The organism is Arthrobacter sp. ZGTC131 (assembly GCF_002929275.1).
Lineage (GTDB): Bacteria > Actinomycetota > Actinomycetes > Actinomycetales > Micrococcaceae > Arthrobacter.
On the sequence record NZ_PJIK01000002.1, the window covers coordinates 259,868 to 280,958 of the forward strand.

The 21,091-nt window shown below is 65.5% G+C and carries 18 protein-coding genes; 12 read left to right on the forward strand and 6 right to left on the reverse strand.

Annotation, left to right across the window (positions count from 1 at the left end):
* Nucleotides 1-185 precede the first annotated feature (185 nt).
* Nucleotides 186-1,568 (forward strand): MFS transporter, encoded by a 1,383-nt coding sequence (locus CXQ90_RS04195; protein ID WP_104137192.1) that lies wholly within the window; start codon nt 186-188, stop codon nt 1,566-1,568.
* Between the two features lie 103 nt (nt 1,569-1,671).
* Entirely contained in the window at nt 1,672-2,790 is a 1,119-nt protein-coding gene (locus CXQ90_RS04200; protein WP_104137193.1) for a zinc-dependent alcohol dehydrogenase family protein, read from the forward strand.
* 49 nt (nt 2,791-2,839) lie between these two features.
* Here CXQ90_RS04200 and CXQ90_RS04205 read toward each other — a convergent pair whose 3' ends face one another.
* Nucleotides 2,840-3,742, reverse strand: coding sequence for a LysR family transcriptional regulator (locus CXQ90_RS04205; protein WP_219816633.1), 903 nt, complete (start codon nt 3,740-3,742; stop codon nt 2,840-2,842).
* A gap of 146 nt (nt 3,743-3,888) precedes the next feature.
* Between CXQ90_RS04205 and mmsB the strand changes: the two genes are divergently transcribed.
* From mmsB to CXQ90_RS04240, 6 genes are all read left to right on the forward strand, one after another.
* A complete protein-coding gene (mmsB, locus tag CXQ90_RS04210) occupies nt 3,889-4,791 on the forward strand; it encodes a 3-hydroxyisobutyrate dehydrogenase (protein WP_104137196.1) in 903 nt (300 codons plus the stop codon).
* Between the two features lie 109 nt (nt 4,792-4,900).
* On the forward strand, nt 4,901-6,385 hold the full coding sequence (locus CXQ90_RS04215; protein WP_104137198.1) for a CoA-acylating methylmalonate-semialdehyde dehydrogenase: 1,485 nt from the start codon (nt 4,901-4,903) through the stop codon (nt 6,383-6,385).
* A 296-nt stretch (nt 6,386-6,681) separates the two neighbouring features.
* The gene (locus CXQ90_RS04220; protein ID WP_104137199.1) at nt 6,682-8,181 is read left to right on the forward strand and encodes an HNH endonuclease signature motif containing protein; all 1,500 of its coding nucleotides are present in this window, start codon (nt 6,682-6,684) and stop codon (nt 8,179-8,181) included.
* 1,690 nt (nt 8,182-9,871) lie between these two features.
* On the forward strand, nt 9,872-10,120 hold the full coding sequence (locus CXQ90_RS04230) for a cold shock domain-containing protein (RefSeq protein WP_104137202.1): 249 nt from the start codon (nt 9,872-9,874) through the stop codon (nt 10,118-10,120).
* 150 nt (nt 10,121-10,270) lie between these two features.
* Complete coding sequence (locus tag CXQ90_RS04235; protein ID WP_104137203.1) at nt 10,271-10,711, forward strand: hypothetical protein; 441 nt, start codon at nt 10,271-10,273, stop codon at nt 10,709-10,711.
* 193 nt (nt 10,712-10,904) lie between these two features.
* On the forward strand, nt 10,905-11,513 hold the full coding sequence (locus CXQ90_RS04240; protein ID WP_104137205.1) for a hypothetical protein: 609 nt from the start codon (nt 10,905-10,907) through the stop codon (nt 11,511-11,513).
* 753 nt (nt 11,514-12,266) lie between these two features.
* On the opposite strand, the gene CXQ90_RS04245 is transcribed toward CXQ90_RS04240, so the two are convergent.
* From CXQ90_RS04245 to CXQ90_RS04255, 3 genes are read right to left on the reverse strand one after another with little or no spacing between them, the layout of a single operon-like run.
* Nucleotides 12,267-12,818: a hypothetical protein gene (locus CXQ90_RS04245; protein ID WP_104137206.1), complete on the reverse strand. Its 552-nt coding sequence runs from the start codon at nt 12,816-12,818 to the stop codon at nt 12,267-12,269.
* A 55-nt stretch (nt 12,819-12,873) separates the two neighbouring features.
* Nucleotides 12,874-14,025 (reverse strand): winged helix DNA-binding domain-containing protein, encoded by a 1,152-nt coding sequence (locus CXQ90_RS04250; RefSeq protein WP_104137208.1) that lies wholly within the window; start codon nt 14,023-14,025, stop codon nt 12,874-12,876.
* 34 nt (nt 14,026-14,059) lie between these two features.
* The gene (locus tag CXQ90_RS04255) at nt 14,060-14,929 is read right to left on the reverse strand and encodes an SGNH/GDSL hydrolase family protein (RefSeq protein ID WP_104137448.1); all 870 of its coding nucleotides are present in this window, start codon (nt 14,927-14,929) and stop codon (nt 14,060-14,062) included.
* Nucleotides 14,930-15,005: 76 nt separating this feature from the next.
* Here CXQ90_RS04255 and CXQ90_RS04260 point away from each other — a divergent pair, with 76 nt between their 5' ends.
* Nucleotides 15,006-15,656: an alpha/beta hydrolase gene (locus CXQ90_RS04260; RefSeq protein WP_104137209.1), complete on the forward strand. Its 651-nt coding sequence runs from the start codon at nt 15,006-15,008 to the stop codon at nt 15,654-15,656.
* A gap of 55 nt (nt 15,657-15,711) precedes the next feature.
* On the opposite strand, the gene CXQ90_RS04265 is transcribed toward CXQ90_RS04260, so the two are convergent.
* Nucleotides 15,712-15,945 (reverse strand): RNA-binding S4 domain-containing protein, encoded by a 234-nt coding sequence (locus CXQ90_RS04265; RefSeq protein ID WP_056629475.1) that lies wholly within the window; start codon nt 15,943-15,945, stop codon nt 15,712-15,714.
* Nucleotides 15,946-15,978: 33 nt separating this feature from the next.
* Here CXQ90_RS04265 and CXQ90_RS04270 point away from each other — a divergent pair, with 33 nt between their 5' ends.
* The 3 genes from CXQ90_RS04270 (at nt 15,979) to CXQ90_RS04280 (ending at nt 19,490) form a co-directional block, all read left to right on the forward strand.
* Nucleotides 15,979-17,001, forward strand: a complete 1,023-nt coding sequence (locus CXQ90_RS04270) for a DMT family transporter (protein WP_104137211.1) — start codon at nt 15,979-15,981, stop codon at nt 16,999-17,001.
* Between the two features lie 132 nt (nt 17,002-17,133).
* On the forward strand, nt 17,134-18,519 hold the full coding sequence (locus CXQ90_RS04275; RefSeq protein WP_104137212.1) for a glycine--tRNA ligase: 1,386 nt from the start codon (nt 17,134-17,136) through the stop codon (nt 18,517-18,519).
* 2 nt (nt 18,520-18,521) lie between these two features.
* Nucleotides 18,522-19,490, forward strand: coding sequence for a GNAT family N-acetyltransferase (locus CXQ90_RS04280; RefSeq protein ID WP_104137214.1), 969 nt, complete (start codon nt 18,522-18,524; stop codon nt 19,488-19,490).
* Nucleotides 19,491-19,566: 76 nt separating this feature from the next.
* Here CXQ90_RS04280 and CXQ90_RS04285 read toward each other — a convergent pair whose 3' ends face one another.
* A complete protein-coding gene (locus CXQ90_RS04285) occupies nt 19,567-21,012 on the reverse strand; it encodes a short-chain fatty acid transporter (protein WP_219816631.1) in 1,446 nt (481 codons plus the stop codon).
* Nucleotides 21,013-21,091: the final 79 nt, after the last annotated feature.

The window sequence follows — 21,091 nt, forward strand, 5'->3', positions numbered from 1 at the left end:
CACAACGCACCGGCCACGCCTCCGGAATGTGCATTTATGCAGATGCCTTCTGCACTATTTGGCGTTGAGGTTGCAGCAATGGCAGACCATACTCGTTGGAACCGGCGATTCGTGGTGCGCATCACACACGTCCGCCACCTGACTGGTCCCATGGGCGTCGAAGAAGACCCCGAAGGAGTTCACTAATGAGTACGGATAACTCCGCCGCAAGGCGCGTAGAGGAAACCGATGTCAAGGCATCTGGCCTGAAGAAAGTCGTCACGGCCTCCATGGCCGGCACCGTGGTTGAGTGGTATGAGTTCTTCCTCTACGCCTCGGCAGCCACCCTGGTGTTCGGCAAGATGTTCTTCCCCAATTCAGGCACTGAGCTGGATGGCATCATTGCCGCGTTCGTCACGTACGCCGTCGGCTTCGTGGCGCGCCCGATCGGCGGCATCGTCTTTGGCCACTTCGGCGACAAGTTCGGCCGCAAGCAGCTCCTGCAGCTGAGCATCATCCTGGTGGGTGTGGCCACCTTCCTGATGGGCTGCCTGCCGACCTTCGCGCAGATCGGCTACTGGGCACCGGCCCTGCTGGTCTTCCTGCGCTTCGTCCAGGGCTTCGCCGTCGGCGGTGAATGGGGCGGCGCCGTCCTGCTCGTAGCCGAACACAGCCCGAACAAGTCGCGCGGATTCTGGTCCAGCTGGCCGCAGTCCGCCGTCCCGATGGGCAACCTGCTCGCCACCGGCGTCCTGTTCACGCTGTCCTCCACGTTGTCGCAGGAGGCCTTCCTCGGCTGGGGCTGGCGCGTCGCGTTCTGGCTGTCCGCCGTGATCGTCGTCATCGGCTACTACATCCGCACCAAGGTCCAGGATGCCCCGATCTTCCTGGAGGCGCGCAAGGAAGTCACGGTCGAGAAGAAGGGCTACGGCGTTGCCGAAGTCTTCCGCCGTTACCCCCGCGGCGTCTTCACCGCCATGGGCCTGCGCTTCGCGGAGAACATCCTCTACTACCTCGTGGTGACCTTCTCCATCACCTACCTGAAGGTCGTGGTCCAGACCGACACATCCCGGATCCTGCTGCTCCTGCTGGTGGCGCACTTCATCCACTTCTTGGCCGTGCCCATGGTCGGCAAGCTCTCCGACTCCCTGGGCCGCAAGCCGGTCTACATGGCAGGCGCCATCCTCGCCGGAACGTGGGGCTTCTTCGCCTTCCCGATGATGGACACCAAGAACGACCTGATCATCCTCGCTGCGATCACCATCGGGCTGCTGTTCCACGCCCTGATGTACGCGGGGCAGCCGTCGATCATGGCGGAAATGTTCCCCACCCGGATGCGCTACTCCGGCGTCTCCCTCGGTTACCAGGTGACGTCCATCGTTGCCGGTTCGCTGGCGCCGATCATCGCCACGGCGCTGCTGGGCCAGTTCAAGTCCTCCGTTCCGGTGGCCCTGTACCTGCTGGCAGCCTGCGTTGTGACCGCCATTTCGGTGTACTTCCTCAAGGAAACCCGCGGCATTTCGCTCCACGACGTTGACGCCGCGGACGCCCAGGGCACCGCCGATCTCCTGGCGGCCGGCAAGAAGTAGCGGCCGGAAGCAAGCAACATCAGCCAGGCAGCTGCCCGGACCCGCGGTCATCGCGGGCCCGGGCAGCTGCGTGTCAGCTTTTCACGCAAAGGCAGGATTTTTCATGCGAGCAGCAGTCCTTTATTCCACTGTCCCGTCCGGAACCAGCTACGCCGAAGCGCAGCCGCTGGTGGTGCAGGACCTGGAGCGGCCGGAGCCCCGCGCCGGTGAGCTGGGCATCGACATCACATACTCCAGCCTGTGCCACTCGGACCTCTCCGTGGTGGACGGCTCCCGGGTCCGGCCGCTCCCCATGGCGCTGGGCCACGAGGCCGTGGGTCGGGTCGCGGCGGTGGGGGAGGGCGTTGCTGACATTTCGGTCGGCGATCACGTGGTGCTGGTGTTCGTGCCGAGCTGCGGTGACTGCCGCGCTTGCAAGGGCGGCCGCCCCGCGCTCTGCCACCGGGCCGCGGAAGTCAACGGTTCGGGCGACCTCCTGCACGGGGAGGCGCTGCTGCGGACGCCGTCCGGCGAGCGGATCAACCACCACCTGGGTGTCTCGGCGTTTGCCGATTACGCCGTCGTGGCCCGTGAGTCCGTGGTGGCCATCGATGAGGACGTCCCGGACACCGTGGCGGCGATGTTCGGCTGCGCGGTGCTCACCGGCATGGGGGCCGTCCTCAATACTGCGGCGGTCGACGCCGGCCAGTCGGTCGCCGTCTTCGGGCTGGGGGCCGTCGGGCTCTCCGCCGTCATGGCTGCGTCGCTCGCCGGGGCTTCTGCCGTGATAGCCATCGACCCCAACACCAGCAAGCACCAACTTGCCCTCGACTGCGGCGCGACCGCGGTGGGCACCCCGGATGATGCCGCCAGGCTGATAGCGGAGGCCACCGGCGACGGCGTGGACGTCGCCGTCGAAGCTGTGGGTTCGGCAGGCGTGATCGCATCGTGCCTGGAGCGGGTGACGAGGGGCGGCGCGGTGGTGTCGGTAGGCCTGCCGAACCCGTCCGCCGAGCTGACCGTCCCGGCGCTGCAGTTCGCGGGCGCGGGCAAGCGGCTGCTGGGCTCCTACATGGGCGATGCCGTTCCCGGGCGCGACATTCCGCTCTATCTGGGGTACTGGCGCGACGGCCGGCTGCCGGTCGAGCTCCTGCATACGGACACCAGGCCGCTCGCCGAAATCAACGAGGGCCTGGACGCCCTGGCCTCCGGGCAGGTGGTCCGGCGGCTGTTCCAGGCGTGACGCCGTCCCGCCGCCGTGCCTGTCCCGCCGCTCAGCCACCCAGCGCCGTTCAGCCGGCCAGCAGCTCCTGGCGCGCGTGCACTTCCTCCTTGAGCGACGCGATCACGGCCTGCACCGGGGCTGAGCGCAGCGACTCGGGGCGGGCCACTGCCCAGATGGGCAGCTGGCGCTGGAAGTCGTCCGGGAGGACGGGCACGAACTCCGGGTTGCCCGCCACCATGAAGTTCGGCAGCAGGCCGATTCCGGCGCCCCGGCGCACCGCCTCCAGCTGGGCGAACACGCTGGTGGCCTGGAAGCTGGATTTCGGCATCGGCAGCTGCGCGGACCAGCGGTGTCCCAGCTCGGCCACCTGCAGGGCCGACTCGACGTAGGACACAAAGCTGTGCTGCCCTACGCCGTCGAGCGTTTCCGGGAGCCCGAACTCGCGGGCATACTCCGGGCTGGCGTAGAGCCGGAGATAGTAGTTGCTCAGGAAGATGGTCTGGGCGTTGCTGACGTCGGTCCGGCCCACCACGATTTCCAGGTCCACGCCGGAACGGTTCTGGCTGACCTTCCGCGTGGCGCTGAGCATCTCCACGTTCAGCAGGGGGTGCTGCCGCTGGAGGCGGACCAGGGCGGGGGTGACGAACTCGGACCCGAAGCCGTCCGATGTGCTGATCCGCACCAGCCCGGACAGGGCATGCTGGTCCTGGCTGATGAGTCCGGTCAGCGAGCCCAGGGTCGCCTCGATGGTTTCGGCGGCTGTCACGGCCGAGGCCCCGAGCTGCGTCAGTTCCCAGCCGTGCGGGCTGCGTTCCAGGGTCCTGCCGCCGAGCTGTTTGTCGAGGGCGAGAATCCTGCGGGAGATGGTGGTGTGGGTGGTGCCCAGCGTCTCCGCCACCGCGTTGAACCGGCCCAGGCGGGCCACGGTCAGCAGGATCAGCAGGTCATCGGGACTCGGAAGCCGCCGCAAGTCCACGGGTGTGCCTTTCGCTCGTATGTGCATCAGTGCACATACCGTCTGTGTTTTTTCCCCTTGATTGCACTGTATCAGGGTGTGATGGTTGACACAGAACCTTCGGCCCCAGCGGCCGGAACCAAAGCAAAGGAGCTTACGCCATGGCAGTAATCGGTTGGATCGGTCTGGGGAACATGGGTGGTTCCATGTCGGCAAACCTGGCGAAGGCCGGGCACGACGTGCGGGGCTTTGACCTCAACCCCGCAGCGGTCGCAGCCGCCGAGGCCGGCGGCGTGAAGCCGGTGGCGAGCATTGCGGAGGCCGTGGACGGCGCCGACGTCGTATTCACCATGCTTCCCAAGGGCGAGCACGCCAAGGCTGTTTACCTGGGCGAGGGCGGGGTCCTCGCCCACGCCAACACCCGCACACTGCTGGTGGACTCCTCCACGATCGACATTGCGTCCGCGCAGGAACTGCACGACGCCACCGCTGCCGCCGGCTTCCGCTTCGTCGACGCCCCCGTCTCGGGCGGCATGAGCGGTGCCAAGGCCGGGACGCTCACCTTCATGGTGGGCGGCGAGGCGGAAGCCGTGGCCGAGGCCACCGGCTACATCGAGCCCATGGCTTCCAACATCATTCCCACCGGCGGGGCAACCACCGGTCAGGCCGCCAAGATCTGCAACAACCTGATGCTCTTCATCAACCTGGCATCCACGGCTGAGGGAGCGGTGCTGGCGGACCGCCTGGGCCTGGACAAGCAGGTTTTCTGGGACATCGCGTCAGTCTCCTCGGGCGACAGCTGGGCGCTGCGCACCTGGTATCCCGTTCCGGGCGTGGTTTCCACCGCCGCCTCGAACAACGATTTTGCTCCCACCTTCACCACCGAACTGGCCAATAAGGACATCGGCCTGGCCATCAGCGCCGCCGAGGACACCGGAACGCCGCTGGAAATCGGCAAGCATGTCCAGCAGCTCTTCCAGCAGCTCATCGACGCCGGCGAATCGGGCAAGGACTGCTCCATGATCATCAAGCTCGTGGACGGGTCGCTGGACACCGCCAAGTAGCTCCGCCAAGTAGCCGCGCGCCCGCTTATCGCGCTCCCATTCACCCCGGCGGTCAACGCCGCCCGCCTCCGGAACAGTCTGTTCACGGACCCGCAAGAAAGAGACATCCATGGAAACCATTCCGCATTTCATCAACGGCAGCCGAGTCAGCGACGCCGACCGTTTCGGCCCGGTCTTCAACCCGGCCACCGGCGAGCAGGAGAAGCAGGTGACGCTCGCCTCAGCCGCCCGGGTCGAGGAAGCCATCGCCGCGGCCCGCGCCGCCCTTCCGGCCTGGCGTGCAACGAGCCTCGCCAAGCGCACCAACATCTTTTTCCGCGTCCGTGAAATCCTGACGCAGCGCAAGTCCGAGCTCGCCGCGATCCTCACCAGCGAACACGGCAAGGTCCTCTCCGACGCTGAAGGGGAAATCTCCCGCGGCCTCGAGAACATCGAGTTCGCCACCGGCCTTTCCCACATGCTCAAGGGCGAGAGGTCGGAACAGGTTTCCAGCGGCGTCGACGTCCACTCCGTCCGCCAGCCCGTGGGTGTGGTGGCATGTATTACGCCGTTCAACTTCCCGGCCATGGTGCCGCTCTGGATGATCGGCAGCGCCCTTGCCTGTGGCAACACCGTGCTGCTGAAGCCCAGCGAGAAGGACCCGTCCTCGGCCGTATTCATCGCCGAGGTCTTCGCCGAGGCGGGACTGCCGGCGGGCGTGCTGAACGTGGTCCAGGGCGACAAGGAGGCCGTGGACGTCCTGCTCGAACACCCTGACGTGAAGGCTGTCAGCTTCGTCGGGTCCACACCGATCGCCCAGTCCATCTACAAGCGGGCAGCGGACCACGGCAAGCGGGTCCAGGCCCTCGGCGGCGCCAAAAACCACATGGTGGTCCTGCCCGACGCCGATCTGGACATGGCTGCCGATGCCGCGATCTCCGCCGCCTACGGCTCGGCCGGTGAGCGCTGCATGGCGGTCAGCGTGCTCGTGGCCGTCGGCAACATCGCAGACGACCTTGTGTCGGCCATCAGTAGCCGCATGGCGACGCTGAAGATCGGCCCCGGCACCGACCCGTCCTCGCAGATGGGGCCGCTGATCACCGCTGAACACCGCGACAAAGTTGCGTCCTACGTAGCCGGCGCCGAAAACGAAGGCGCCACCGTCGTCGTCGATGGCCGTTCGCAGCAGTTCGATTCGAACGGCTTCTTCATCGGCGTCAGCCTGGTGGACCACGTCAAGCCCGGCATGAAGGTCTACGACGACGAAATCTTTGGCCCCGTCCTGTCCGTGGTGCGCGTTGACACCTACAACGACGCCGTCCGGCTGGTCAACGACAACGAGTTTGGCAACGGTGTTGCCATCTTCACCCGCGACGGCGGCGCCGCGCGGCAGTTCGAGTTCGACGTCGAGGTCGGGATGGTGGGCGTCAACGTGCCGATTCCCGTGCCGGTGGGCACGTTCTCGTTCGGCGGCTGGAAGAACTCCCTGTTCGGCGACACCCACATGTACGGGCCGGACAGCATCCGCTTCTACACGCGGGGCAAGGTCGTAACCACCCGCTGGCCCGATCCGTCCACGTCCGTCATTGACCTCGGGTTCCCGCAGGTCGACTAAGCGGTCGATTAAGCCTCAGGCCGTCCAAGCACCGGGCCTGCAGTAAGACAGCCCGTGTTCCTGCCGCCAAAAGCGGTGGGGACACGGGCTGTTGCAGTTCGTGCCGCGGATTGCTGGGCGGCGGGTTCTTGCTTCCGCGTTCGCTCACCGGATCGGCCAAGTTTGGGCCGGTTGTTGCGGACGGTCGACGGCGGTAGGGGAGTTGAGCAGGCAGAGCTCGCTCTGCATTCAGGGTTCGGGTTCGTAGCTTCTTGGAGCGTCTGAAAAATGTCAGTGGTCGCTGGCAGACTTCGGGTATGGAAGGCATGGGGGAGCCGGGACAGGTTCGAGAAGCGGCGGCGGGAGCCGGCACGACGGTGCGGGACCTGATCGGGTCCCTGGCCGCCATTCGCCCCTGTAACGGCGGTGCCGGGATGATTGATCAGTTGCGGGACCTGGAGGATCTGAAGTCCGCCGCGGCCGCGCTGCAGGCCCGGATCGCCGTGGCGTTCGACGCCGACCAGCGCCGCGCCCAGGCCGCGGCCGGGGTCCCGGCGGATGAACGCGGCAAGGGCGTGGGGGCGCAGATCGCGCTGGCCCGGCGCGAATCCCCGGCCCGCGGGTCCCGGCTGCTGGGCCTGGCCAAGGCCCTCGTGACGGAAATGCCCCGCACCCTGGCCGCCCTCCATACCGGGGAATTGAACGAATGGCGCGCCACCCTGCTGGTGCGGGAAACGGCCTGCCTGTCCGCCGCGGACCGCTGCGCCGTCGATGACCGGCTCGCCGCGGACACCGGAGCCCTGGCCTGCGCCGGTGACCGGGCCGTGATCGCCGCGGCCCGCGCCGCCGCGTACAGGCTGGACCCGGGCTCGGTGGCGAACCGGGCCCGGAACGCCGTCGCCGACCGGCACGTGAGTCTCCGCCCGGCCCCGGACACCATGACCTACCTGACCGCCCTGCTCCCGGTCACCGCCGGCGTCGCCGTACTCGCCGCCCTCACCCGGCACGCGGACACCCTCGCCGGGACCGCAGACGGCCGCTCCCGGGGGCAGATCATGGCCGATGACCTCGTCGAACGGATCACCGGCACCCCGGGCGGGATCACCGGCATCGAAATCCAGCTCGTCATGACCGACCGCACCCTCCTCCAGGGTGACTCCGAACCCGCCCGCCTCCCCGGCTATGGCATCGTCCCCGCCGCCTGGGCCCGGGCTGCCGTCACGGACGCCGCTGCAAGCGAGGGCGGGACCGCCGCTGCGGAAGCCGCCCACCTCGCGGACGCTGCTAGGGGGAACGCCGCTGTGAATGTCTGGCTGCGGCGGCTGTACACAGCCCCCGGCACCGGGGAACTGACCGCCATGGATTCGCGCGCCAGGCTCTTCCCGGCCGGGCTGCGCCGCCTCATCCGGGCCCGCGACCACACCTGCCGCACCCCCTACTGCGACGCACCCATCCGTCACCACGACCACATCATCCCGTGGCACCACGGCGGCACCACTACCCATGGCAACGCCGCCGGGCTCTGCGAAGCCTGCAACCACACTAAAGAAGCCCCCGGCTGGCGGGCAGAGCCGCGCCGCGGACCCGGTGAGGCTGCTCGAACGAGACACACCCTCGAGATCCGCACCCCCACCGGCCATAGCTACCACTCAACTGCGCCACCACTGCCCGGCACGCCACTCACCGCTGGCGCGGCGCTGCGCTGCACGGTGTGGACCTCGGGCCGCCGACGCAAGCGCGAACTACTGCACCAAGCCAAGACCCTCAAACGCGCACGGCTCAAGAAGGCACGCGCTAAGACCACGCTTGCCGCTTAATAGGCATGCGGGGGCAGTCCCGGTCGATGGAACGGGCGCACCCTTGAATTCTCGATCGGGTGAGGGCTGACATCGGGATGCCCCGTATGCCCTGCCCGATTTACCGCCCGGTGATGGTCCCCAAGCTGGAGCACGGGCCGTCTCATAACCCTAGAGTTTCGAGGCACAGTGGTTTCGAGACACCCAAATTGGGAACCTTTACAGGCACAAGAGTTATAGATGTCACCACGCCGGAGGTCGTTAGCCGGCTTCAGGGGACCCTAGGCATTGGTTCTGGTGACGCGCTTCTCATGCGTTCAGGGGTCCACTCTCGCTGCTCTCCCTCCTTCGGCGTCGTATAGCTGGATTGGAATGGGAGAGGCGAGCCTTGTTCGTATGGGACAACGCCTTGGTCCGGGGTCATGGTGAACCAATTGTCGGCCTGTTTGGTCGCATAGATGAGGACTCGTTGATCGGCGTCCAAGGGGTCACCGTCCGGGTAGGACTCCCCACCCGTGCAGGTCTGGGGCATTGACGAGACATGGATGGGGCCTGGGCCCGGCTCGCCCTTAAGGACGGTTTCAATTTCTATAAGGTGGGTTCTCGCTGCATAACTGTAGATGCTCGTCTCGCCGTCCGGCCGCAGGGGCTTTCCCACTGCAACAAGTTCGGCCTTGTCGAACTGATCTCGGGGGTCCTCAAAACGGACCCAGTCAACACATGCATCAGCAGCAGTTTGTCCGCTACCGCAGCCAGTTCCGAGTACCAAGAGAACAGTTACTGCAGCTGTCACCCTCGCTATTTTCCCCATGCTCAGAAGCTACGCTTGCTCAGCAAGTTGACCTACAGAAGCCAACAGGTTGGAACACCACCGTGACTGGCGGTAGGGGTTGACCAGGGACGAACCCTCTACGGGGTACCCCCGGATTGCCTTGAACTGTGCAACAGGAATGCTCATAGTTGTCTGCCCCGACGCTCCAAATCCGCCCGACGAAGATCTTCCTCGCCCCAGAATTGGGCATCATTTCGGCGTACGCGGAGCATGTAAAGGACTTGGCCAGCGCTGAGCAAAAACCACACCGTGAAAAGGCAGAAGAACCCAATATCCCAACCGTGGTCCAACCCCTTCGTGAATTCGTTGGCGGCGAGGAACGCACTCGCTACAACCTGGGCACCATAAGCCCACATACCGAACTGCCAACTTCCGCGTCCCATTTTCGGCCGCAGGCGCTTGGGACCTTCTGTCTCTGACATATCCGGAGCCTACAACCGCATGGAATACGTGTCATCGCGTCTTGCGCTGTTGTGAGTATGTGGCGCCCGGGAGGAACCTCCATAGGACTGTGCAAGTGAATTTCGCTGAGGCATCAGCTTTCTTGACGGAAAGTTCTCACGTCGTTGCTCGCTACGCTCCTCGGATCGTCAGAACTCCACCCCAAATAACCAAGAGCAGCCCAACCAAGGTTATGACCAAGGAGATTTTGCGCCTCGTGTCAAAAGGTTCCCCCTTCACCCGAGGCTTCCTCGCACCATATGTTGCAGCACCAACGCCGATTACGACACCAATGATCACCAGGACGAGATTCATGGTTCAAACCCTCCCACAGGTGCACCCACTAGCAGCGAGGTCACCAGTCACTATTTGAGGAACCGTCTACGGGACGTACTTCTGGTCGTCACCCATATCCGCCAGATCGGCCACGGAAAGGAGGTGGCTATCATCGGTGACGTGGATGAAATTTTGAGCAAGGGAACGGTGAAGACCTGGCACCGCGATGAAGGGTGGGGATCTATCCGGATCGAGGGAGTAGCCGCAGGATGCTTCGCTCATTTTTCCTGCATCGTCCAAAAGGCAAGTGAGTTTCTTGAGCTTGTCCCAGGCGAGGACGTTATGCTCACTTGGCACGAAGCCCAGCAGGACGAGTTCTCCTTAGTCGCCGACCGCGTGGAGCGTTTTTAAACGAACCCTAAACGGGAGCACGAAGGTCCAGATTGGGCAGGTTGCGGGCACGCCGGGGGCTAAGCAGGAAGCTCCATTGAGCTAGGTTGTAGCCGAGGGCTTCCGCACGCGAAGGTCGGTCTTATTCCCCTATCAGGAGGTTCCCAGGGCATGCCGAAATGGAGCGAACGCGTCGATTCCATGATCGACTATCTAAGAACCAGTCTTCCCAACCTGCAGGTCGATATTCGTCCCGTGACCACCGAGCAGCCTGGTCGGATCATAGCTCTACGCAAGAGTTCGGAACCGCTAGAAGTGATCGAGCTGATTGAAGGTAGGGAAGAACTTCTAATTCTGTTTGGCGTTAACTTGCGGCACGAACTCGATCTGACGGACGAATCCTCCGCCGAGGCATCGCTGAAGGAGGCCGCCCAACTTCTCCAAGCAATCATTTTCGATGGCTACAAGGAGTGCACTTGGGTTCGCAAGAATGGCGTAGTCCGCACGGAAGCGCGGATTAATTTTGCGGGTGAAGACCATAAGTTCGCAACAAGTACATTGACAGGCTTCTTCGGTGGTCGAAAGGAAGTCATTTGGCATTACCCATGGTGACCCGACGGCAATTGGTCTTGTCCATCGGTGGTGATTGAACAGGGCGTCTTTGTTGGAACCCTCTGCGGGCAGTTCTGTTAGCAGAGGATAAGCTCACCGACGACCAGATGTTCTTATAGACAAGCCCTCAGGACTATCGCAGTGTTAGATCGGTACCAGGAAGCATTACTAGTGACCTAAGGGGACGGTCAAAATGGCTGACACTGAAGCAGCGGCCAGATGGGCCAAGGTCACGCGGATTGCTGAGGGCATCACCGATTACGGTATCGGTAAGGCCGTGCGGTCGTACTTCCTGCTGTATCTGCCCGCCGGCGTAATCCTACTGACGGGCATAGGTTTCCTCCTATCAGTACTTATCTTCGGGAACATGCGGGAGGAGTGGTCCATGCACTTGGTCATGGGCCTTTTTCTAACTTCATTGGGCACCGGGGTCGGCGGCTTCATTTACGCGCGGAAAAAGGTCAACCCACAGGTACGCCCGCAGCGGTCAGGAGCCCTTATATGGCTGGACAAGCTCGAAAAGAAGAACATACAGAAGCAGATTTACTGCCGGATCCCCCCAGTACCTGAGCACCTCACCGTTGCCCGCGGCGCCGCCGTCCAGATCCGGCAAGGCCTGGCCCTGTATCTGCTCGTCGGGCCGGCATACCTGTTCCTTGCCCTAGCCCAGCTGTTGAACGCCCCAGGCAGCTTTCTGACCCTCATTGGGATTTTGCTTCTGGGACTCTACGTCGCCCTTTATGCCTTCGTCGCCTGGCAGTTTCATCAGACGGGCCGATTCCTGGAACGCACCGCACCCTGATAAGTCCTGCCGGAGGCAGCCTAACTTCACTCGATGAGGCTGCTCAGACTCTTATGCCGTGCCCGGTCTCAGCCGAACGGTGTCCGAGCAGGCTTGACCGCAAGTCGTCCCGTTAGCCGGTCGATGGAAGGGCGAACCCCCTTGAATTCGCGGCCCGGTGAGGGGCTGACATCCGGATGCTCCGTATGCCCTGTCCGATTTACCGCCCGGTACAGGTCCCCAAATTGGAGAACCGGCCGTCTCATAACCCTTGGGATACAAGGCGTCTCAGCTGAAGAGTAGTGGCTGCCGCTGCCTACGTTCAATTTTCGGGGAATCCTGCAAGTTCCATTGCAACCGGGAAATTCTCGTAACTATGTCTCGCAACCTTCTGGCGAAATCGGCGTGTTCGTTGTTGGTTATGAGACACGTGACAGCAGGCAGTCGAAGGAGCTAATCGGCGCGATGACCTCTAACGATGACGGTGTATCCGGGCGCGAGCTTCACGACGCCCAGCGAAGGCGCCGAGGACTTCTTCTCGCAGATGGCCACGGGTTGACAGTGTGCAGCGAAATGACCGCGCGGCGATCCGCTTGCCGACATCCACAGCAACAACCACGGGTGAAACAGCAGCCACTCCAGTCTGAACAGACATAACAACACACCCCCGAAGGTGCCGGGAGACCCGCGGATCAGCCCCAGGCCTCAACGGAATCTGATACATCCCGTCCTGACGTCTCCGGAGATGCCTGGGAAGGACTAACTCAACTCATATCAGCCGTTGGTGATGTCGTTCCGGCGGGTCATGTACTCCTCCATGGAGATTTCGCCGTTGCTGTACTGCTGGTCGAGTTCGGCCAGCTTGCGTGCGCGGAAACCCTGCGGGGCCGACGGCGGCGGGGGAGTCGACGGGGCAACGCCGCCCGGCGGGGGTCCGGGCTGTTGCGGCTGTTGCGGATGAGGCGGGTTGGCGCGGTACTCGGGGCTGTCCTCGTAAGGCACGGGTCCCTGGTGTCCGGACGGATTGCCACCAGCGCCCGGGGCCCCCGGGTAGGGGGGGTAACCGTAAGGCTGGTCCAGCGGGGGAAGCTCCTGCCGGCCACTTGCCGGCGGAAGCCCGAAGCCGCCGCTGAGGTAGTCCTGCTGTGTGTAGCCGTCCGCGGGCCCGTTGTCCCGCCGGCCCGGATTCGGGCCGCCGAACCGGCCATCAAACTGCCCGGAGAAGCCCTGCCCCTGGTCCCGGCGCTGTACGGACCGCCGGTACATCCGCATTCCCACGGGAATCAGGAGTGACAGAATAATGATCCAGAAAAACAAGTTGTTCACGGTGGAGGGCCTCTCATGAGTGTTATTCCAGCTTAGTCCTCTCCGGATCACCTGTTCAGGAGCGGTCTGCTGACCGAAGGGACGTCGGAATGCCAAGAAAATCCCCGTACCGCGCCACGCTCTGGTCGAGTGCTTGGTTCATCGCCTCTTCGCCGGATCCGGCGAGCGCCGTGGACAGGCGGACGTCGAGCTCGCAGCTCGGCCCGGCCGCCGGCCGTACCAGCCGATGCCGCCAGGCACCCGCCATGTACCCATTCAGCAGAAGCACGTGCATGGGAGCGTCGTTGAATGGAAATACCGGCGCCGTTCCGCCGAAGTATTGGCGGGAGACCGAGTACCCCATGATGTATTCGTCATAGCACTGGACCAGATCGATCCGCTGGATGTCGGGCGCCTGAGAAACAGATGAGTCCGGCGCGTGGAAATAGTAGGTGACGCCGTCGATCGTTGCAGTCTCCAGCGCCGCGGGATCGTCCTCCAGCCCCAGAGTCAACCCCAGCCGCACGTCCGCCATCGTCAGGCCGGACCAGTCCGCGCAGTCCTTTACGGTTGCGGGGCCGCGGCTCCGGAAGTACCGGACTGCCAACGCGGCCAGGGATTCCTCTTTGGACAGGACGGACATGCCGGGAGGCACCGCCTGGACGCGTTCATCGAAGGCCGCGTAGGTCTGACGGAGGGCGCCGCCGGCGCTCCGTATCGGCACACCGCTCGCCAGGACGCCGCTAACTTCGGCGTGCATGATCAGGTAGGCCAGTCCGAGCCCTTTGGCCTCGAAACCCGCTCGCTGCAGTTCGGCTGCCAGCTGCTCCCGCGTCCGGTGCGCACCGTCCGCCACCGCCGCGGCCAGCACCGCGGCGCTCTTCGCCGCAACCTCGGAGTCGATCCCGATCATCCGGTACGTCCCCGCGTTGGCCCGGTGCAGGCGCGGCGCTGACAGTGCCCGCAGCCACGGCAGGTCATCCCGGTGCACGAAGTGCCATGTAGGCCGCAGGATGTGGGTCCGGAGAATCCTGCCGTCAGCGACTGCCCGCTCCACGTCGTCCGCGGTGGCGCCCGCCGTCCGCTGCGCCAGGGACCAGCGGGCATAAGGAAATTCCTGGGCCTGGACGGCGAGCAGGCTTTTCAGGGCGTCGTCCACCGTGGCCGCCACGGGAGCACGGAGCTGCTGGCTTCGCAGCCGGATCCGCACCACATCATCCGGTTCCATCACCGCCGTCGCTCCTTCTACGCCCCAGCCCCCGCTACTGCCGGACCGCATCCTCCGAGCCCAAGGGGCCCTCGCCGGAACCAAGCGGTACACCGGGGCCAAACACCGGTCCCGGCATGGGGCGCTTCGGTGCGATGCCGTCGCCGGACGAACGGTGGCGCAGACGCCGGACCACCCACGGCACAAAGTACTCCCGGGCCCAGACGAGGTCCCCTGTGCGGGCCTCGCGCCAGCTGCGCGGGGGCAGCGGCTTGGGCGCCAGCGGTTCCAGGCTGTGCTGGACGTTCAAGGACTCGAGCACCATCGCCGCAATCGTGTGGTGGCCCAGGGGCGAAAAGTGCAGACGGTCCTCGTCCCACATCTGCGGACTCTTCAGTTGCCGGAGGGACCACATGTCGGCGATGATGGCGTCGTGCCGGGCGGCGATGGTGCGGAGGTTTTCGTTGTAGATGGCCACTTTGCTGCGAAGCCGGCCCAGCACGGACGATCCGGTGTCGGGACCGTTGAACAGCACCACCGTGGCGCCGCTCAATGTCAGGATCTGCACGACGGGGTCGAGCCGTTCGGCCAGGGCGTCGGGGTCCCCGCCGGGGCGGATGAGGTCGTTGCCTCCGGCGGAGAGCGTCACGAGATCCGGCTTGAGGGCCAGGCAGGGGGCGAGCTGCTGGTCGATGACCTGCTGGAGCAGCCGGCCCCGAACGGCCAGGTTGGCGTAGGCAAAGTCCTCGTGGCCGCGACCCAGTTCCTCCGCCACGCGGTCCGCCCAGCCCCGGTAGCCGCCCGGGCTGCTGGGTTCTGGATCGCCGATTCCTTCGGTGAAGGAGTCCCCCATTGCCACATAGCGGCTCCACGGGTGGCGGCCCGGAGGCGCTTGGGGATTCTGCATCGATTCGGCTCCGCTCACCTTCACATCCTGCACTCTCCCTGCCAAGGTACGCCACCGTAAGTTGTTACCGGCGGGTAACTGTAAGAATGGAGCCATGACTTTCGCCGACTCCTTTCCTGCCCCCGTCGTTCTGTGGTCCAAGCCCGAGGAAGCCCGGGCCGGCAAGCCGCTGCTCGTGCTGCTGCACGGCTACGGAGCGAACGAGCAGGACCTCCTCAGCCTGGCGGATATGCTCCCGGAGGACTTTGCAGTGGTTTCGGTCCGCGCACCCATCGCCATGGGGCCGGGCTTTTCCTGGTTCCCGCTGACCGGCACGGCCGATTACTCCCTCGACGCGGTCAAGGCCGCCTCGGGATACGTCCTCGACTGGCTCGACAGCGTCAAGGAAAACCACCCGTCCGTCACGCTCCTGGGCTTCTCCATGGGCATGGCCATGGCCACCACCCTCCTGCGGCAACGCCCCGCGGACTTCGCCGCCGTCGTCGGGCTTTCAGGCTTTGTGGTCAATGCGGGTGCCGACGGCGAGTTCCGTGACGCCGAGCTCGACGGCACCGTGCCCTTCTTCTGGGGCCGGGACCAGCAGGACCCGGTCATCACGCCGGACAAGATCGAGTACACGATGGGGTGGGTCCGGAACCACGTGAAGCTGACTAAGGTGCTCTACACCGGGATGTGGCACGGCATCAATGCCCAGGAGATCGGCCACGTGTCGGAGTTCCTTACGCACGAGGTGCTCAACAAGTAGGCCCGCGCCGGCCGCCCTGAGCCGGCGCAGCCCTCAACCCCGTGCCGCCGCCGCCTTAGGCCGCGGGCGCACTGACCCGGACGGTCCGGCCGTTGACGGTGACCGTGTCGCCGTCGTGAAGCTGCCGGCCGCGGCGGTCATCGATCTCGCCGTTGACCTTGACCAGGCCGTTCTTGATCAGCTCTGCGGCCTCCACGCCGTCCTCCACGAGGTTGGCGAGCTTCAGGAGCTGGCCCAGACGGATCATGGCGTCGCGGATGGGGATCTCTTCGATTTCCTGGTTGCTCATACCAGTAATGATGCCTGACGTAAGGTGAATCCAATGACCCATGCACCCCGGCTTCCGCTTGCCGCCGGCCTTCCCATGGCCGTGGCAGCCGGCTTGGCCATCCCCGTCCAGGGACGGATCAACGGAGCCCTGGGTGCCCGCCTCGGCGACGGTATCGCCGCGGCCGTGGTGAGTTTCAGCACCGGGCTGGTCCTGATGATCCTGGTGTCCCTGATCCTGCCGCGCGGACGGGCGGGCCTCAGCAGGATCCTGCCGGCCCTGCGCGAAAGGCGCTTTCCGCCCTACTACGCCCTGGCCGGAGGGATCGGCGCGTACTTCGTCTTCGCACAATCGTTCACGATCGGCCTGCTCGGCGTCGCGCTGTTCACCGTGTCCACAGTCACCGGGCAGACCGTCAGCGGCCTGCTGGTGGACAGGCTGGGAATCGGCCCGGGGGGCAAGAAGGCGGTGACGGGCATTCGCGTCATCGGCTGCATCCTCACCATTGCGGCCGTGGCGTGGGCGGTGTCGCCGCGTTTCGGCACCTCCGGCGGCGGGGCGGGCAGCGCGGGCGCGGGAGGCCCGGGCGCGGGAACAGGCGCCGCAGGCGACCCCGCCCAGCTCATCCTGCTGGTGCTCCTTCCCGTTCTGGCAGGCTTCCTCATGAGTTTCCAGCAGGCGATGAACGGGACTGCCACCGTGCACTACGGCACGCCGATCGCGGCAACCCTGGTCAACTTCATCGCCGGTGCCTGCGTGCTGTGGACGGCCTGGCTCGTCAAGCTGGCCGTCGCCGGTGCGGGCAATCCGCTGCCGGGGGAGTGGTGGTATTACCTGGGCGGCCCCATGGGCTGCGTCTTCATCGGACTCGGGGCGCTGCTGGTCCGCAGCCTCGGAGTGCTGGTGACCGGTCTCGGCATGATCGCCGGCCAGCTCCTGGGCTCGCTCGGCCTTGATCTGCTGGTTCCCGCCCCCGGCACCGTGGTGGAAGTGCCCACGGTGCTCGGGACACTGCTCACCCTGGCGGCCATCGTCGTCGCAACCCTGCCCTGGCCGCGGGGCGCCTTTCGGAGGTAGCGCCCGGTAGGCTAGGACTCGCAGCTTTCTGCACATTCTTCCCTTCGCATACCCCCGCCCGGCAACCAGCCGGGGTTCCGGGGCCAGAAACCGCGGACCGCACCCAGCGGCCCTGTAGAAATTGGAGTTCCCATGGCAGCAAAATCCGTCCTCGACCAGGTCATCTCCCTCTCCAAGCGGAGGGGCTTCGTTTTCCAGGCCGGCGAGATCTACGGAGGCTCGCGTTCCGCCTGGGACTACGGCCCCCTCGGTGCCGAACTGAAGGAAAACATCAAGCGCCAGTGGTGGCAGTCCGTGGTGCGCGGCCGCGAGGACGTGGTGGGCCTGGATTCCTCCGTCATCCTGCCCCGCCAGGTCTGGGAAGCATCAGGCCACGTCGAGGTCTTCTCTGACCCGCTGGTGGAGTGCCTCTCCTGCCACAAGCGCTACCGCGCCGACCACCTCGAAGAAGAGTACGAGGAAAAGAAGGGCCGTCCGGCCGAAAACGGCCTCAAGGACATCGCCTGCGCCAACTGCGGCACCCGCGGCGAGTGGACCGAGCCGCAGGAGTTCTCCGGGCTCCTGAAGACGTTCCTCGGCCCGGTGGCCAGCGAAGAGGGCCTGCACTACCTGCGCCCCGAGACGGCCCAGGGTATCTTCGTGAACTTCAACAACGTGCTGACCACGTCCCGCAAGAAGCCCCCGTTCGGCATCGGCCAGATCGGCAAGTCCTTCCGCAACGAGATCACACCGGGCAACTTCATCTTCCGCACCCGCGAGTTCGAGCAGATGGAGATGGAATTCTTCGTCGAGCCCGGCACGGACGAGCAGTGGCACCAGTACTGGATGAAGGAGCGCATGGACTGGTACACCGGCCTGGGCATCCGCGAGGAGAACCTGCGCTTCTTCGAGCACCCGCTGGACAAGCTCAGCCACTACTCCAAGGGCACCACGGACATCGAATACCGCTTCGGCTTCCAGGGCTCGGAGTGGGGCGAGCTCGAAGGCATCGCCAACCGCACGGACTTCGACCTCTCAACGCACGCCAAGGCATCGGGCACTGACCTGAGCTACTTCAACCAGGCCACCAACGAGCGCTACACCCCGTACGTGATCGAGCCCGCCGCAGGCCTGACCCGCTCGTTCATGGCCTTCCTGATCGACGCCTACACCGAGGACGAGGCCCCCAACGCCAAGGGCGGCGTGGACGTCCGCACCGTGCTCAAGCTGGACCCGCGGCTAGCACCGGTCAAGGCCGCCGTGCTTCCGCTGAGCCGCAACGAGGACCTCTCCCCGAAGGCCAAGGCCCTCGGCGCCCAGCTCCGCAAGAACTGGAACATCGACTTCGACGACGCCGGCGCCATCGGCCGCCGCTACCGCCGCCAGGACGAAATCGGCACCCCGTTCTGCATCACGGTGGACTTCGACACCCTCGACGACCAGGCCGTCACCATCCGCGAGCGCGACACCATGAGCCAGGAACGCGTCTCCCTGGACAAGGTGGAGGGCTACCTGGCCGCACGGCTGATCGGCGCCTAGCCGTGGCGATCCAATACCGCGAGTGGCGCGAGGGCGACGACCTCGCGCTGCTGGAGATCTGGGGAGACCCGGAAACCGTCCAGGCCGGGCAGTTCCGCGGAACGCTGGCACCGTCCGGCAACTCTCCGTGGCGGCGCTGCATCGTTGCCGAGGACGTCGTGGACGGCGTGGCGATTCCGGTGGCCGCGGGGGTGGTCCACGAGGCCTCCCTGCACCCGGAACGCCTCTGGGCCTACATCGAGGTGGCACGGGACCATCGCCGCTCCGGCGTCGGTTCCACTCTCCTGGTGATGCTCCGGCGCGAGGCTGAAGGGTCGCCGTCGGGCGTTTCCAAGCTGCGGTGCAAGGTGGAGCCGGGCACCCCCGGCGCGGCGTTCGCGGAGGCGGCCGGACTGGCTCCCATCCAGCGCTCGCAGCTCGTGGTGGTGGAGCCGGCAGCCCTGAAGCTCCCCGTCTTCGGGGACGGTTCCGAGGAAGCGGCATCGGAGCGCATCGAGGATCTAGCCACCGGCTCGGTGGAGCTTTCCGACGTGGTGGGCAGGTACTACACGGCCGTGCACGGCTGGGACAGCCCGGGCGAGCTGAGCGTCGCCACGGTGCAGCGGCTGTTCCTGGACGACCTCAGCGGCGCCCACGGCGCGATCGTGCTGCGGGCCCCGAAGGCCAGCGCTTTCGGCCAGGGCGTGCCGGCGTCGAAGAAAGGCCGGCTGCAGGCGTTCGCCGTCAGCTACGCGCAGGGCAGCTCGGACCATCCCTCGGACGTGTTCCTCGGCCATGAGCCCGAGCTGGACGCGGAGGAGGCCCAGGCCGCGGTCCGTGACCTCCTGGCCCTCATCGCGTACCAGTATCCGGTCCTCATGGAACTGGACGACTCCATGACAGCGGTGCGCGCCGTCGTCGAACCCCTGATGGAATCCGGCAAGGCCCGGCGTCAGGGATCCGAGACGTTCGTCGTAGCCGACCCGGCCTAGCCTTTAACCGGGCTGACCCGCAGCAGTTCCCGTTTCGAACGGGAACTGCTGCGGGTCAGCCCGGTTTAAGAGCTATCTACTTTCCGCTGGGGATCACCGGCGGAACGTAGTCGAACGTCATTCCCAGCAGCCACACCAGCAGGAGCACCACGGGCAGGTGGAACACGAACTGCAGGAACGTGAAGCCCACCAGGTCGCGGGCCCGCAGCCTCAGTACCGCCAGCAGCGGCAGCATGAAGAACGGGTTGATCAGGTTGGGCAGGGCCTCGGCGATGTTGTAGATCTGGACGGTCCAGCCCAGGTTCATGTTCACGTCCGTTGCCGCCTGCATCACGTACGGCGCCTCCACCAGCCATTTCCCGCCGCCGGAGGGAACGAACAGCCCCAGCACGGCGGTATAGAGGGCAATCACGACGGCGAACGCGCCGCCGCCGCCGATGTCAGAAAAGAATTCGGCCAGGTGTGCCGAGAGGGACATGCCGCCGTGGCCGGTGGCCTTCGTGAGGATGGCGGCCATGGCCGCGTAGAGCGGAAACTGGACGAGGATTCCGGCGGTCGCCGGCACGGCCTTGGTCACGGCCTGCAGGAAGTTCCGCGGCGTCCGGTGCAGCACGAGGCCTAGGATGAGGAACACCAGCAGGTAGCCGTTGAGGCTGCTCACCACGGTCAGGAAGGGCTTGGTGAGGAACTGGGACACCAGCCAGCCCAGGGTCAGGACCCCGGCGAGCACCGGCAGGATCATGCTGTATTCCAGCCATTCGCCAGGGCGGGAACGCGGCGCCGGTTCGCTGGGTTCGTCGTCGAGGTCCACACCCAGGTCCTCGGCCGTGCGCACGGCGGCACCGCGGGGTGCAGAGAAGTGCGCGATGACCGTGGTGAGCGCCATGAGGATGACAAGGGTGAGTAGCGACTGCCAGGTGAAAATGGTGGTGCCGAAATCCAGGACGCCGGTGATCTGCAGCAGCGCCGGCGGCAGCGATGCGGCCGTGGCCTGCAGTTGGGCGGCCGAGGATGACAGCCCTAAGGCCCAGACGGCGCCGAGGCCCATGAACGCCGCCGCGCCCAACGCGCGGTAGTCAACTGACAGGTCCGTGCGGCGCGCGATGGCGCGGGCCAGGAGGCCGCCGAAAATGAGGCTGAGGCCCCAGTTCAGGAAGGATACGGACATGGACAGCAGCGCCACGAAGCTCACGGCGGTCTGTGCAGTCGACGGGACCAGCGCGAGCCGGTTGATGAGCTTTGCCACCGGCGGGGACGTCGCCGCCACGTAGCCGGTGAGCACCACCATGGCCATCTGCAGGGTGAATGCGGTGAGGTCCCAGAAGCCGTTGCCGAACGAATCGGCGATGGACTGGGGCGAGGCGCCGATGCCGAGGGCGGCCACGGCAATGAGGACCACCCCGGCCAGCGCGAAGATGTAGGCGTCCGGGAACCACTTTTCCGTCCACGCGGCCAGCCGCTGGGCCAGGCGGGCCAGGCCGCGTTCGTCGATCTCGCTTCTTGTCAGGACTGTGTCTGCCACAGGAAGGATCCCTCTCCATTGAGCACGTGCGTACCCATGGAGCCTAGCCAAAGCGCCGGTAAGCCGGCCGAAGCGCGCC